This is a genomic window from Acidipila sp. EB88 (genome assembly GCF_003858395.1).
GTDB lineage: Bacteria > Acidobacteriota > Terriglobia > Terriglobales > Acidobacteriaceae > EB88.
Window position 1 is genome coordinate 4,204,521 of record NZ_QWEV01000005.1, and the last position, 15,749, is coordinate 4,220,269.

At 59.4% G+C, this 15,749-nt stretch carries 8 protein-coding genes; 1 reads left to right on the forward strand and 7 read right to left on the reverse strand.

Features of this window, described 5'->3' with window-relative positions; genetic code table 11:
• Positions 1-362 precede the first annotated feature (362 nt).
• The gene (locus D1Y84_RS17545) at positions 363-1,940 is read left to right on the forward strand and encodes a hypothetical protein (protein ID WP_124849833.1); all 1,578 of its coding nucleotides are present in this window, start codon (positions 363-365) and stop codon (positions 1,938-1,940) included.
• Positions 1,941-2,580: 640 nt separating this feature from the next.
• Here the strand turns inward: D1Y84_RS17545 and D1Y84_RS18210 are convergent.
• From D1Y84_RS18210 to katG, 7 genes are all read right to left on the reverse strand, one after another.
• The gene (locus D1Y84_RS18210) at positions 2,581-3,096 is read right to left on the reverse strand and encodes a pyridoxal-dependent decarboxylase (protein WP_199726440.1); all 516 of its coding nucleotides are present in this window, start codon (positions 3,094-3,096) and stop codon (positions 2,581-2,583) included.
• Positions 3,097-3,520: 424 nt separating this feature from the next.
• A complete protein-coding gene (locus D1Y84_RS17555) occupies positions 3,521-5,623 on the reverse strand; it encodes a mechanosensitive ion channel family protein (RefSeq protein WP_124849834.1) in 2,103 nt (700 codons plus the stop codon).
• 194 nt (positions 5,624-5,817) lie between these two features.
• Positions 5,818-9,258 carry a carboxypeptidase-like regulatory domain-containing protein gene (locus D1Y84_RS17560; protein ID WP_124849835.1) on the reverse strand — a complete coding sequence of 1,147 codons (3,441 nt, stop codon included), beginning with the start codon at positions 9,256-9,258 and terminating at the stop codon, positions 5,818-5,820.
• A 124-nt stretch (positions 9,259-9,382) separates the two neighbouring features.
• The gene (locus D1Y84_RS17565) at positions 9,383-11,398 is read right to left on the reverse strand and encodes a hypothetical protein (RefSeq protein ID WP_124849836.1); all 2,016 of its coding nucleotides are present in this window, start codon (positions 11,396-11,398) and stop codon (positions 9,383-9,385) included.
• Between the two features lie 673 nt (positions 11,399-12,071).
• Entirely contained in the window at positions 12,072-12,578 is a 507-nt protein-coding gene (locus D1Y84_RS17570; protein WP_124849837.1) for an NUDIX domain-containing protein, read from the reverse strand.
• Between the two features lie 340 nt (positions 12,579-12,918).
• Complete coding sequence (locus D1Y84_RS17575) at positions 12,919-13,419, reverse strand: DinB family protein (protein WP_124849838.1); 501 nt, start codon at positions 13,417-13,419, stop codon at positions 12,919-12,921.
• 75 nt (positions 13,420-13,494) lie between these two features.
• Positions 13,495-15,729 carry a catalase/peroxidase HPI gene (gene katG / locus D1Y84_RS17580; RefSeq protein ID WP_124850256.1) on the reverse strand — a complete coding sequence of 745 codons (2,235 nt, stop codon included), beginning with the start codon at positions 15,727-15,729 and terminating at the stop codon, positions 13,495-13,497.
• Positions 15,730-15,749 lie beyond the last annotated feature (20 nt).

Genomic DNA, 15,749 nt, shown 5'->3' on the forward strand with positions numbered 1-15,749 from the left:
CCTTTCGCTCTTAGAAGACATAGATCGTCCCGATGGACAAGGTTGGACCTAAAGCCGTTGAAGTAGAACTGTGCAGCTTTTCTCTGCGACCAGAAGCGGGCGCTCGCATTGCGAGTGCTCCAAGGCGAACGCGTGTTAAACAGCCAACCGCAACGGTTTTCGCGCGAGCTTCTGAAAAGCACGCGCCGTAGACTTTGTTTATAGTTGCGGGTGGCGAGTATACGGCGTGCGTCCTGCCGCAGGTAGAAGGAGTGCCAACATTGAACCGTCGTGACTTTCTGAGAACAAGTACAGCGGCGTCTGGAGTGCTGCTGCAGCAGCCGTCCAAAGCGTCCGGCCCATTGGCATCGCAAGCAGCAGGGGTGCCTATCCTGCGTGTTCCAGATCTAGTCACGGCCCGCTATGCCATGACGGATGTCCGCTCGTTGCATCGTACCGGCTCGCAGTGGAGCCTCGGCAAGACGCTGGTGACGACGGATCCGCGTGGAGCCGCGTCCGGTATTGAGATACCTATTTTGGTCGAAGCAGAGCCGGGGCTGACTTTCCTGCATCTGCGCTGGAAGGGGAAGACCAGCGAGAAACTCCTGTGCCTGGGCGATGCTTGGGAGAGAAGTTACGGCGACCTGGAATGGCGCTACACCGCGCCCGAGCGACCGATGCCTTGGTACTTCCTGACTACTGACGGAGCGACAACAAGCGGGTATGGCGTGCTCACAGGACCCGCTGCGTTTTGCCTATGGCAGAGAGATGCTGAAGGTATTTCCCTGACGCTCGATCTGCGGAATGGCGGCGACGCCGCTGCGCTTTCGGGACGCCAGTTGCACGCTTGCACGGTCGTGTCCATGCAGGGCGCTGCCGACGAGCCAATCCATATAGTCGCGGAGCGGTTCTGCCGCTTGATGTGTACCAGCCCGAAGCTACCGAAAGAACCAATCTTTGGGAGCAACGATTGGAACTATGCGTATGGTCAGAACACCGCAGAGGGCATTCTTCGTGACGCGGATCTCGTAGCCTTTCTTGCAGGTGCCTCCAGCACCTACCGGCCTTACACCGTCATAGACGATGGCTACCAGGACGCCACGCGCTTCCCCGACATGGCAGCGCTCGCGCAGCAGATCCGCAAGCGCCGCGTCAAGCCCGGCATCTGGATCCGCCCGCTGCGAGCAGGTTCCGACGCGAAGCAGTCTCTGCTTCTACCTGCGGCGCGCTTCGGCAAGCACGACGAAGGACCTGCCTTCGACCCCACTCTTCCCGAAGCTTTGACCATCGTCGAGGATACTGTCCGAACACCCGTGCAGTGGGGGTTTGAACTGATCAAGCACGACTTCAGCACCTGGGAACTCTTCGGCCGCTGGGGCTCGCAGATGGGGGCGCTCGTGACTACACCTGGATGGAGCTTTCACGATCGCTCCAGGACCAATGCCGAGATCGTAGGCGACCTCTACCGTGCAATCCGCGGCGCAGCCGGCGACCAAACATTGATCCTGGGCTGCAACACCATCAGCCACATCGCCGCAGGCATCTTTGAATCACAGCGCATCACGGATGACACAAGCGGTCGCGAATGGGAGAGGACACGTCGCTTCGGCGTGAATGGCCTGGCTCAGCGGATTGCACAGCATCGAACGTTTTACCATGTCGATCCGGACATTGTTGCGGTCACCCCGCAGGTCCCTTGGGAGAAAACAAGGCAATGGCTGGATGCTGTAGCACGCAGCGGCACTTCCCTGTTTGTCGCACCGGACCCGGCGGCAATGACGGACGACGCGCGTCGCGCGATACAGGAGGCGTTTGTGCTGGTCCAGAAGTCACGCGGTGGTCAGCCGGAAGATCCAACTTGCTCGCTCGTACCTAATGCCTGGTTATTCAACAATCCTGAAACCAAGAAGCGATATGACTGGGTTGGGCCGGAAGGCGCAGGTCCATTTCTTACTGTTTAACTACGTGTATTTTCAATTTGTCAGCGGGGTATAACTCGGCCAAGCACGATGGAAGCGAGTAAGCTGCTGCTGAGTACAGAGCATCGCATCGTCACCTTCTGAGCAGAGGTCATGCACGACGGCGAGATATCCCGCCCTCTACGAGTTGTCAGCCAGCGCTCACGTAGATGAGCCGGAACTACAAACCGAGCGATCCCTTTTTTGAACGGCAGCACGAAGAGGCAGCCACGGTGTTCGCGTTCTCCGACATGGTGCGTCGCTTGAAAGTGCGACTAGGCGCCATGCATGGTCCTACTTATGCTTGCACAACTTACGCCTGGTGCCTTGGGCGCACAGTATAGGTCTTGCCGAAGCGAGAACGCGTTGCATCGCGAGCGTGCGAAACTGCATACTCCTCCATTGCGTGGTGTCCCATCTTTATGCCGAGAACACCCGGAGAAAGATCGATGCCCAGTGGCCCCAAACGTACTGCCATAGATTCGCCAAATTCCCCTAGCTTCTGCTCTTGCATGCTGCTGTTCGCGCACTCGTAGAGACGGTCGAAAACAGCCAGGAAGCGGAAGAAGCTGCTCCTCCTGGCTCCGGCAACGACCCTGAAGACGTGCTCCTCGACGTGGAGGTGAACGGCTCGCGATACCTGCTAGTGCGCATGCCTGCATGCTGCGGAGACCGCGTGCGTGTGAGTCCGCGCGAGCAGGCTTGTTTGCGGGCTTGCCTGCATCGCGACGAGCCTTGCGCCACTTATCCCCGCAGTGCGCAGGCCGCCAAGCATTGCTGCTTCACTTGAGCCCGTGGTGGAGCAGCCGAGCGTGTTAGCGGCGTTGGGCGAGTTCCACAGGTCGGCCAGCATGTGCACGCAGCGAGATCCAAGCTCCGCCATTTGCGGATACTCGTGCCTGTCGATCATGTTCTTGCCAATGCACTCATCCATGAGCGTGCGCACCTCAGGCTCCACCCAGGTCTGGCAGAAGGTAGCCAGGTCTTGCTGGGAGATACCGTCGAGCAGCAGCTCGACGTGCACGAGTTGATAGGCGGCTCTAGAGTCTGTCTCTTCGCGAGAGAAGGAGTACTTCGGCAGTGGATGAGGAAGAGACGCAATTCCAAACGCCTGGTCGCCCAGGTCGGACTGCACCTCTTCTTTGCTGTGAATCGCCATCGTCGCCCCTTGGGAGAGCTCCGCTCAAGGGATGCCAGGTTGAGCACAGCAAGCGCATCGCTCTCGCGCGGGGAGCTGATACTAGCGGACGCTCATGAGCGCGGGTAGTTGCTTGTTCGTGGGACTCGCTGCGCAGCGTAAACATTGCAGCAACGCGGATAATTTCCACGTGCGACCTAGGCAACATCGCCATTCTGAACAGCCTTGCGGCTCTGAGAATCGGCACCACGAATACTTGCCGGCAGCGCGACCGTCGCGACCTTCAGCTTGGTTCATCGGCTCCCGCAGGATCCGAGCTCGAACATCGCCGCTGCTTCTTTCAAAGGAGCCTGTTTCTCCACTGGCTTGGCAAGCGGTTCCGAACTCAGCAAAGTCCAAAGCTCAGCAGCACGGTGCAAAGCTATGCAGAGCCAAAACCAACAGCCTACCCTTTCACAACAGCCCGAAGCGTGGGAAGCCCATCCACTGCCTGCATTGCGACGGCGTTGCTGGAGATGGCAGCCATGATCTTGGTGACGATCCGCTCATCCGTTTCAGACGCTGCGGCAATTTCCACGGGGTACAGGATTGCGTACTGCAACCCATCGGAAAGTTGCAATCGAGCAGCCATGCCCGGGCTTTCCATTGCTGTGTCCATCCACTTCTCGACCTGGCGATGCTGTTCGTCGATGCGAGCCTTGTACTCCCCGTAGACACTTGCCACTGCTCCATAAATCAGCTTTGTGGCTGGCTCATAGTCACTGTCAGGTTTGAGCTTCAGGGTGATTTCGTGCCATACATAATCGGTGCCCGGAAGCTGCTTGTAGAGCGGCGTTCCTGACTGAAACAGAACGGAGTTCGCGAACACTGCGACACGCCCGGTCGGGTGCAGTTCCGTTCCGCTGCCGATCAGTTCCATCATGTAGAACCGCACCAGACCCACTTCCACCACGTCGCCGGTGACCCCCGCAACCGTGATCCGATCACCTACACTTACTCCATAGCGCCCAACGATGAAGAAGTATGCTGCTACTGAAAGCAGCATGGTTTGCAGGCCGACTGCGATGCCCGCTGTGATAAAGCCGGCGAAGGTAGCAAGCGAATTGAACTGCGTGACGAATCCGCCGATCAGCACGATACCGCTCAGAAAACCGACAACCAGTCGCCGCACCAGCAGGAGCTGTCGACGACGGCGGAGATCCTGCACATACCGGATCGTGGCCCTTTGCCACAGCGATCCGACTCCATAGAGCAGAGACAGGATCAAGGCAATCGAAAACACGCGCGCGAGCAGCGAGTGAAGGATCGTGGCACGCTCCGCTTCCACAGCGCTCCGCCACGAGACAAGGTTTCCCTGCGCCTGTTCAAGGAGCAAAACCTCCTGGCTGATCGGCACCGAGACGTCCGAGATCGTCGTGAAGGCTTCGGTCAGTTCGTCATAGGCTTTCTTGGTGCTGGCCAAAGCTGCGGCATCGGAAGCGACAGCTCCCTTGCTTTTTACCGCGGGCAGCGCGGTTGTGGTGGATTGCAGAGTCTGCCCGGCTTCGACCGTTGCATGCAGGATCTTTAAAAGAGGCGTGCGCATATCAACAGCCTGGTCGTGCAGAACCTGAGACTCGCGGATGCGTTGCTCAATCGCGCGGTCGGCACCCAGCAGTTGGAAGAGCACTTCAGCCTGTGTCGCTACACCTGCGTCACGCAGCGAACCGAGCGGCTCGATCGTACCGACCACGGGCTTTACAGTCTTGTCGACGAGTTCGGGAGCCGCATGTTGCAGACGGTTGATGTCACCCTGCAGTCCGCTGTTGGTCTGCGCTGTGGAGACCCCGGCTACTTTCGTCAGGGCATCAAAGGTCGCCTGGGCAAGCTTCAACCTGCCTTCCAGCGCCTGCTTCTCCAGCGGCAGTTGAGGATCAGGATGACGAGTAGGAGCGCTCATCTTCGCGTCGGTCGCGGTCAATTGGGACTGCAGGTCCTGCATCTGCTGCCGCACGCCGAGTTGTACAACGGCTAGCTTCTGGGTCTCTGTCTGCGGCGCTTGAGTGACCGCAGCCCGCGCCTTGTTCTGGATACGCGCCAGCAGGGCTGCCTCGTCCCGCGAAGCTTGAAACGCTAACTGGGCCGCTCGCGTTGCTTCAGCCTGCGCCTGCTCGGCGTAAAGCATGTCGCTTGGCTCGCCGGTTTTCTGGATGGGGGCCACCATCATCCGGTAGTAGCGGATCACCTCGTTCAGGTGGGTCAGGATCGCTTTTGACCTGGTATCGACATTGATGCCCTGGGTCACGGAAGCGGGCAGTGGCGCGGGCAGAACGGAGAGGTGTACTGCCGTTGCCGCTTGCGGTGCAGTAGGCTGCCCCACAGCTGCCCCGCTGGCTGTTTGCGTTGAACTGTCCCTGGCCGTGTCCTTTGCACTGTCATTCGACACGTTGCTCGCCGGCACAGCCTGACCGCTGGCATGCAAACTGTTGGACGCGAGTGCAAGCAGGAGCGCAGAAGTCCACGGTCGCAGGCGCAGTCGTCGGAAGAGAGTGCAGTCGCGAGTGTGCATACATCCACCTTAACGTAGCGTGGCCGCCGGTCACCTCAGGTGTTTGTCAAGTCACGGAACCTGGATCGATCGCATATTTGCCGGCGCGTGTGGCCGGGCGGACATGCAAAGGAGGATTGCAGCGTAGTACGTGGAGAGTGTTGCCGCGCGTCGGAGCGAGCCGGGCGCGGCAACACGTCAGCTGCGAGAAGCCGTCAGAAGCTGATGCGCCCCGAGACCTGCACCGTGCGCGGACCAGCGCCTTCAGCTGTTTGCAGCTCAGAACTTTGCCCGTACGAGCTGGTGTCGATCTCCATGTTCGGCGGCTCGTAGTTGCGATGGTTAAAGATGTTGGCCGACGAGATACCGAGCTCAAGCCTGGTGCCCTCCGTGAGCGACACGGCCTTAATCAGCGAGAGCGAAGTATTCACAGTGCCAGGACCCGCCACAGACCCAACCGACGCATTGCCAAAGCGGCCGATGTTATTGCCGGGCAGGGTGAACGCCGCGGGGTTCAGAAACTGGGCATCCCCGTTGCCCGGTCCATGCACGTAGAGTGAGACTCCAGGCACACGATCGGGCCGCGTATAGCCTACAGTCGTGACCATGTTGGTGCCCGCGGGGTCATCAGTTTCTTCATACGGAGTCAGAAAAGGACCGTTCTGCCAGATGAGCACGCCGCCTAACTGCCAGCCGCCGAGGATAGACGAGATCGTGCGGTTTGCGCCCGAAAGAAACATCTGCCCTCGCCCGAAAGGGAGGGTGTACAGCCCGCTGGTGAGGAAGCGGTGGCGACGGTCGAAGACCACGTTGCCATAATCGAGGCCCGGGTGAAAACGGTCGGAAACATAGTTGCCGCCGGCGGTCGCGAAGGCGGTTGGGTTTGCGCCGCCCGCGTCGGAAAGATCACGTGTGAACACGTACGAACTTTCGAACTCAAGTCCATGAGCCAGGCGCTTGTTGACTACGGCTGAAAAGGCATTGTAATTACTCTCCGTTCCGTTGAAGACACTCTGAATAATCTGCCAGTCAGGGAACGGCAGATTCGCAGCGGCTGCGGCATACCCCTCGGTATTCGGGCGCACCTGGTTCAGATCTTCAAACGCCTCCAGATTCTTTCCGTGCGAGCCCACATACGAGAAGCGTAGGCCGATGCCGAAGCCGAGGTCCTGTTCCACAGTCAGGTTCCACTGCTGTACAGAAGGGTCCTTGTAGTGAATGGGAAAAGCATACTCAAAGCTGGCTGCGCCCGGAGTTGCGCGCACTGCCGGGAACGGGCTCGGGAAAGAAAGCAGCGGCGCGCCACTCGTTGGGTCATAGTCGTTCTGGTAGTAGGGCACAAAGCTTGCGTGTACGCTCCAGCCGGAAACCAGCGAGAAGCCCAGCGGCGACTCGATGAAATTACCCCAGCCCCCACGGATGACCGTTTTGTCATTGTTCATCGGTCGCCACGCAAAGCCGATGCGCGGCCCCCAGTCGCCGAGCGCCGTGTAGCGCAGCTTTTCGGGTAGCTTTGCCTGCGCAGCCGTGAGAATCGGCGTAGGAGCGACCGAAGCCGCAAAGTTGGGATCGGTGTATGTAAGCGCCCTGGCATTGGGCACAACCACTGCGCCGTTCGCACCGTTGGCCGTGTAATCAGGATCGAACGCAGCGGTGTCGTAGTTGATCTCTTTCAAAGGAGGATGCAACTCATACCGCAGGCCAAAGTTGAGAGTGAGACGCGGTGTCACCTTCCAGTCGTCCTGCGCGAACCACGCGTACGAATAGCCGAGTCCATCCATGTTCGGATTCGTGACGGTGGCAAGGATGGTGTAGTCGGGGTAGCCCAGCAGGAACTGTGTAAAGGGATCGCCGATCGTTTCGCCCACCGTCGAGGTGCCGTTGAAGGTGTACTGACCAGAACGATAATTGCCGAACACATTATCGTCATGATCTGTGAGTCGCTTGAAGTCGAAACCTACCTTGACCGTGTGGTTGGCCTTGCTCCACGTTAGGTTGTCGATTACCTGGAAGGTGCCTGATCCCTGTCGGGAAGGGTTGCCGCCGCCCGTCACCATGAAGCCATTGATCATCACATTCGGCGCTTCAGGCGAGACATCCGGGTCATCGATCCCCTGGAGACCGGTTGCACCAAGCAGGCCCGTGGTGCTGATATTGATCGTTGTGGTTGTGCGCCGCGCGTTGAAGCCGGTCCGAAACTCATTAATCAGTTTAGGGGTGAATACATAGGTGTGCGCGAAGGTCAGCCCCAGGTCGTCCTCGGGCTGCGAGTAGCCACCCAGCAGCGGTGAGCCGGCTACCGTACAAAAACCGGTACACGTAGGATCAGGCGCGGTGGTCACGTTGCGAACCTTGTAGCTGAAGCGCAGAAAGGCAGACTGCTTCGGCGTGAATGTCTGGTCGAGACGAAGATCGCCTTGGTTGCTTTCAATTGGAGCCGGGAAGTTCACCGCGTAATTATTCTGGTAGCTGTCAGGACCGCCGCGATTTGGCAGTGGCATCAGCGTACTCATGATGTTCGCGGCCACCGGCGAGATAGGCACAGCAAGCGGATTGAGCGCCGTCCCGTCATAGTTCTCGATCGTTCCTGAACCTACCCCCTGCGCCGCTTGTTGTTGAAGATAGCTTTGGACATTGCCCGCACGCATGGCAAGGGTCGGCACACTGGTGACGACAGGGGTCTGTCGCGGAAGATGCAGCGACTCGAAGCTCGCGAAGAAGAAGCTCTTGTCCTGCCCGTTGTACAAGCGCGGCACCTGCACTGGGCCGCCCACAAAGCCGCCGAAGTTATTCATGATGATCTTCGGCTTGGAGCCGGTGAAGGGATCGCGGGCGTTGAGCGCGGTGTTCTCGTGATTCTCAAAGAGACCACCGTGGTACTGGTTGGTGCCCGAGCGGGAAGTCGTCGTAATATCCGCGACACCGGAGTACTCGGCATTGTTATTCGTTTGCGAGACTCGAATTTCCGAGATGGAGTTGAACGATGGAAAAAGCTCGTCCAGCGGACTGCTGGACTCCACGTCCACGCTCGAGATCCCATCGAGCGTCACCGAGGTCATAGCCGAGGTTGCGCCTGCGATGACCAGCCCGCCGGAGTCATCCACCTGCATACCGGGGTTGGTCTGCGTCAGCGTGGTGATCGGGCTGGTCGAACCATTGGAATGAGCGAAGATCGCAACTGGCAGGTCTACCAGCTGTTCGCCTGTTTCAGTGGTCGCGAGGCTCGAAGTCTCTGTCGTGATGACACCCTCGCTCGCCCCCTGGACTTCAACTATCTGCACATCGGAGCCAATCGCAAGCGTTGCATCGACGCGCTTGCTCTCACGCGCCAGCAGCACCATGTTGGTGAACTCTGCCTTGGAGAAGCCCTTCGCCTCAACAGTAACGGTGTACGTGCCGGCATCGATGATGTTGAAGGCATACTCGCCTGTAGCATTTGTCACTTGCACGCGCTGTGCGGCCGTGCCGACGTTCACCAGCGTGACACGCGCATTGGCGACCGCGGCTCCTGCTCCATCCGTCACCGCGCCGACAAAGTTTCCGAACGTAGATTGCGCATACGTCGCGGATGCACACAGCACGCACATGAGAAAGCAGAGCAGGAAGCGTGGAAAACAAAGACGGTGGGTCGCAGTCGTCAAACGATCGTTGGACACGGGGACACTCCTGTGATTCCAGACTGATGAGGGTGTAGCGCGGCGGGTTGAGCGACAACGTGGAACACGAACTTCAGGGTGCGGCAGCAGGGAGTGTCGCCGCACCCCGTAAGGCTTGCTACGCTTAGGGCTTCATGGGCAGGTCCATACCCGGGTTTTTGGGGAAGAAGTTGAACGGCATGAGTTGAAACTCGTGCCACATGGTTGGCATCTGCGGCCAGTCTTCTGCGCGCGGTGTGTGATGGAAGCCGACCGTGTACCAGGCCACGATATCTGTATCCATGATGTTGCGATTCTTCTTCGTCCAGGTGGCGAGACCGTCCGTGCCGCGGCTCCCGCTTACGTAAGTCCCTGCGGCAAACCGCTCACCCGGTTCATACGGTGTCACCCAGAGCTGATGGTTCGCAAAGCCAGCGCGGCGCGAAGGCCACTCATCCGGAGGCAGCAGGGTGGAGGCCGTCAGGCCGGGCATCAGCGCATAGCCTGTGGCCTGTCCGAGCGGCCCCTTCTTCTCCGAGCTCACAAAGCGCCACATGGTGGGGCGCTCCATGCTGACGTCCATCATGGCTTCGCTCTCGGTTGCCGGCATGGTCGGCTGCATCGCCCAGATCACGTGGCGGCCATACGTTTCTTTGTTGGGCACCTTGTACTGCACCAGCTTGTCATTCATGAACGAGTTCTTCTGGCCATCCACATCCATGTCCAGGCGAAAAGAGAAGAAATGATCATGGTCCACGGCATCCGTGCCAGGCGCAACCAGGTTGCCGAACTGGACAGGGCCGCCCGGCGCATTCTTGTCTTCAATCCCGGCGGACATGCCGTTGCTTACATTCGTATCCGTAACTGGCTTCACTTCAAGGATGCCGGTTGCACCGACTGCGCCGGTTATTGTGCCGTCCTCTGCAAAGCGCCAATCGAGGATGTAGTCATAGTTGCCGACCGTGGCTACACTGCGCAGCACTAACTCACGCGAGGGCCGCCCAAAGGTGCCGTTGTCATCACTGTGGCGCCACGCGGGGTCGCCCTTGGTGCGTTCAAACAGGCAGGCAGTCTGCGGCCGCTCAAAAGGTGCGCCATCTTCCCGACTGAGAAATGCCGAGAAGAAGGTAGCGTACTCAGGACAATCGACACCTGCCACGAGAGGCTTGAGCATGCCGATACCCGTATTCATAAAGTATTCGCCGCCATCGAGGAAGACGTGCGAGTTCCAGGTTTCTTCCGGGTCCTGGTAGGGCACATACATTTCGGAGAGCGCGCCCTGGTACATCACTGAGCGCACTGCGCCTTTATCCATGATGCCAACCGTGCTAAGCACGAGGCCCTGGCGGGGATCAAGCCGGAAGCGGAAGCGCCAGTTCTGCCACGAGACGAGGCCCTTGTCGATCGAGAAGCTTGGTCCCGCCGGCTGCGTAACAAGAATGGGTTTTGTGTTCGGCATAGCCTCGCCGCCCATGCCGTCATAGATGCCAGTGGTCTCCGGCATCGGCACCGCACCATAATCGGTCACGCGCAGCACCTTCTTCGTCGTCATATCCACCACGAAGAAGAGGCCGCCAACCTCGCGGTCCCACTCACCAGAGATTGCGCCTTCCCCGTCGGTGCACCCGCCCCAGCCTATGCGGCGTGCGGGGTCCTTTTGCTCGGGAAGATCAACGAAGCCTGCAGGCGTGGCGAAGCATACCGTGTGGCGCAGATCGGTGATGTCGCGCTTCTTGAGCGCCTCCACAATGCGCGGATCGTGCTTGATGGCCTCGTTGACCTCGTGTTCTTCCTCGGTGGTAAAGGGTGCGTGCTCGCCTTTTAATTCGTGAAAGCCTTCGACCTTCTTGCCGGCGACATCCACAACTGCCGCGTAGGACTTGCCCTCGTCAAGCAACACCACATCGGCCTGGCGCGTGATCGGGTCGCCCGGTCTCCAGGCAAGGACCACCTGCTTGGCAGGCTCATGCAGCAGAATGCTCGCGAAGATAGTCTTCTCGTGCACGTGGCCATCGGCGCGCATCGTTTTGTAGATCGTCCAATATTCCTGGGGAGTCAGCGCGTCCAGTGGAAACTGAACCTGCGGAGCGATCGCCCACGCATTGAGAGAAGAGGCGCCAAGCAGAAAGAAAACACCGATGCATCCACGTTTACTAAGCAATTCGATCTCCTGTGGTTACATAATCTGGAACAAGCTTTGCAAGCACTCCGACTTTCCTGAAAGCGCGCTCCCGCTTTGATTTGAGGCTGGCGGTATCTGCCTCCTGTCGTTTACTACAGCGACTGGTAGCAAGCTTTGCGCATCGACCATCCCACCCAAGGCGGAGTGGGACTGTCACGAGCTACAGGGTAGACATCTGCAGTAATCGCACAAGCGCATGCGCATGTAAGAAGCGGTAAAGCTATGGCAATCGTCGCTACCGAGACCATTGTCATGGTCGTAACACACGCAGACGGCACTTGCAGCGACCCGCGCGGCAGCGTGGCCTTCCAATCGAAGCGCTCTTAGCGTTACCGCCACTTGTACGGTTGCATGTGCGACAAGAGTAATCGGGAGACCGGAATTAGCAATTCATTTTCTTTGCCATCGATAATTCTTATAGACGCAATAAGTATGCCTGCCGCGGTCGTGCGAGTGTCAGAGCACATACTGAATAGTGTGCGCTCTGACTTCGGGAAGCGGCGGGAGCTCTAGCGCCACTCACCTTCTGCCTTGAAGGGATTCGTTGGCGAAGGGTTGAGCCTTTGGATGGAAGATAACGCTACGTGCGACTCGCAAGCCAACAGCATGGAGGCAAGGCCGCTGGAGATCGGTTCAGGCGGTGCGCCGGCAGCTATGTTTCACGCTCGGCGTTCGTGTTGAAGAGGAGCCCATTACCAAGCTGCTCCGCAAGCCGCAGCAGGAAAGGCCTTTGTTCTTCGCGAAGATACAGAGCAGCTTCTTCCGGAGGAAACCATGCGCCCCGATCAACTTCGGGAATGACGATTCTTCGCTTGGAGCGCGGCGGCCACTCCAGCTCGCAGGTATTGCTTACCAGGTCCGCGGGATCGCAATCTCCCGCAAACGCCCAGGCCAGCACCACCTTGCCACTCTTCTGTTGCACCCAGCCCAGCTCCGCATAAGGTCCCTGGGCTACGAAGCCGGTCTCCTCCTGAAACTCCCGCCGTGCCGCGGCAAGAGGCTCTTCCCCGTTCTCGCTCCCGCCTTTAGGCAGCGTCCATGCGCCATGGTCGCGCCCAGCCCAATAGGGGCCACCCGGGTGCACGAGAAACACCTCGTGACCTTGCCCGGTTTTGCGGAACATCAGGAGTCCCGCGCTCTGCTTCGATCGCTTGCTCATAGGCTCTTGGATGCAGCCGAAGTAGAGGGTTGCGGTGCCCGCTTGCCCGCTGCGCCTTGGCGGAGCTTCTTCTGCCCTCGCGGCTTCGGTGCGGACCGCAGCCTGAACATGTGCCGGCAGGCGTGCGCCATTTTTGCCCGAAAACATGAATCGTGGCGAACTCTCGCTGTCTCGGCGCCTCCAGACTAGGTCCAGAAAGCGGTGCTCGCACGCAGAAACAGATGCGAGCAGGTCATCTTCAGCTCGACGGACATGGAGAAGTCCGGGAACGGAATGGGACAGGACGAACGATCGCGATCGAACACGGATCGGTTCTGAGCAAACCTGACAAGACGCCGGACTACTTGCTGTCGGCGGTCGGACCGAATGTTGCTGGGACTTTTTCGCCGAGCAGCCGAAGGTAAACCCCGAGTTGAGCTCGGTGATGGATCATGTGGTCGAGAAACAATGTGCGGTAGGCGCTGTAGCGCGTCGTCTGGAGCACTACATTCCCTTGCTTCAACAGCGTGAATGACTCGTCGAAAGTCGCATCGTTCGTCGCCTTCAGTGTCTCGACCAGACGCGCAGCCATGGCTTCGAACTCAGCCACGAGATCCGCCTTGAGCTGCATGCGTAGAATCTTGCGCGGATCCTCTGGCGTGCCCATGTTGATGCTGGGTAGGGTGAGGTGCAGGCACGCAAACCCGACGAGTTCTGCGGTATGACCAGCCAGGCGCGTGAGCTGCATCGACTTCTCGTGAGGCGCGAAGTCGTTCCGCCCGTCCGGCACTTCACTGAGTACCTTGCGCGTGTTTTCGAGTTGCTGTTCAAGCTCAGGCAGAAGGCGTTCTGCGAGTGTCATGGAATCCCTTCCAAGTTGCGAAGCCCGGCCAGCCTTTAGACAGGCTGACCGGGCTTCGGGGTAGGAGAACTAGAACTAAACGACGGACGCGGTCAAGTCGTAGCGGTCCAGGTTCATGACCTTGTTCCAGGCAGCAACGAAGTCCTGAACGAACTTCGTATGCGCATCGGAGCAGGCATAGACCTCAGACGTAGCACGAAGCTGGGCGTTCGAGCCGAAGATGAGGTCTGCGCGGGTAGCCTTCCACTTCACCTCACCCGTGGTCCGATCCCGACCCTCGAACGTGTCCTTCGAGTCCGTGGTGGGCCTCCAGGTGTACTTCATATCAAGAAGGTTGATGAAGAAGTCGTTGGTCAGCGTCTCCGGACGGTCGGTGAAGACACCAAACTTCGTGCCTCCAAAGTTGGTGTGGAGCATGCGCAAACCGCCGATCAGCACGGTCAACTCCGGCGCGGTCAGGCGAAGCAGCTGTGCCTTGTCCAGGAGTGCGACCTCGGCCGGCTCGTCCTTCCTGTAGCCGTAAGAACGGAAACCATCGACGATCGGCTCCAGCGGTCCAAATGACTCGATGTCCGTCTGCTCCTGGGAAGCGTCGGTGCGGCCTGCCAAGAAGGGTACCGTGGTCTCGATACCGGCATCTTTTGCTGCCTTCTCAACGCCGGCAGCACCCGCGAGGACGATCAGATCAGCCAGCGAGATCTTCTTCCCACCGGACGCGGAAGCATTGAAGTCGCCCTGGATTTTCTCCAGCGCTTTCAGCACCCGGGCCAATTGCACCGGCTGGTTGACCTCCCAGTCTTTCTGAGGAGCAAGCCGGATGCGTGCGCCGTTCGCGCCGCCGCGCTTGTCGGAGCCGCGAAACGAGGAGGCTGAGGCCCACGCGGTAGACACCAGTTCGGATACCGAGAGACCAGCCTCCAGCACCTTCGCCTTGAGTGCGGCAACATCCTGGTCATCGACCAACGGGTGATCCACCGCGGGTACCGGATCCTGCCAGATCAGCACCTCTGCCGGAACCTCGGGGCCAAGATAGCGGAAACGTGGACCCATGTCGCGGTGGGTCAGCTTGAACCACGCGCGGGCGAAAGCATCGGCAAACTTGTCAGGATTCTCGTAGAAATCGCGGGAGATCTTTTCGTATACGGGATCAGCGATCATGGCCAAGTCACTGGTCAACATGGCCGGCTGCTTCTTCACATTGGCATCGTGAGCGTCCGGCACAGTACCGGCGCCGCCATCACCCTTGGGCTTCCACTGGTGCGCGCCGCCCGGGCTCTTGGTCAGCTCCCACTCAAACTTGAAGAGGTGCTCAAAGTAATCGTTGGTCCACTGCGTGGGCTTTGTGGTCCAGGTGACCTCCAGGCCGCTGGTGATTGCGTCACCAGCGATGCCGGTCTTGTAGGCGCTGCTCCAGCCAAGGCCCTGGTTCTCGATCGGCGCACCCTCGGGCTCCTTGTCCAGATGGCTGCCAGGTCCGGCACCATGGGTCTTGCCAAAGGTGTGTCCACCCGCAATCAACGCCACCGTCTCAGCATCGTTCATCGCCATGCGGCCAAACGTCACACGGATGTCGTGCGCCGACTTCAACGGATCAGGCACGCCTTCTGGCCCTTCCGGGTTCACATAGATCAGACCCATCGTCGTTGCGGCAAGGTTGGTCTGCAGCTCACGCTCCCCGGAGTAACGCTTGTCGGTACCCATCCATGTGGCTTCCGCACCGAAGTCGACGTCGTGGTCAGGCTCCCATGTGTCCGGGCGACCGCCGGCAAAGCCGAACGTCTTGAATCCCATCGTTTCCAGGGCTACGTTGCCGGAGAGGATCAACAGGTCAGCCCAGGAGATCTTCTTGCCGTATTTCTGCTTCACCGGCCAAAGCAGCCGGCGCGCACGATCAAGGTTCGCGTTGTCAGGCCAGCTGTTCAGCGGTGCAAAGCGCTGCTGACCACGACCGCCACCACCGCGACCGTCGTAGGTACGATAAGTGCCGGCTGCATGCCAGGCCATACGGATAAAGAGCGGACCGTAGTTGCCAAAATCCGCCGGCCACCACTCCTGCGAGTTGGTCATGACTGCGGCAAGATCCTTTTTCAGCCCCTCATAGTCGAGCGTCTTGAACTCCGTGGCGTAGTCGAACTCCTCGCCCATGGGGTTGGAAAGCTCGGAGTGCGCATGCAGCAGATCCAACCTCAGGTGATTGGGCCACCAGTCACGAGCAGTGCGCGGCCCGCTGGGCGCGCTTACCGGGCTGGCGGCGGCAGCGGCGGGGTTGAACGGGCACTTGGCATCCGCTGCCGGTGCATCCGGAACCATCGCATTCACTTCGGTCTTTG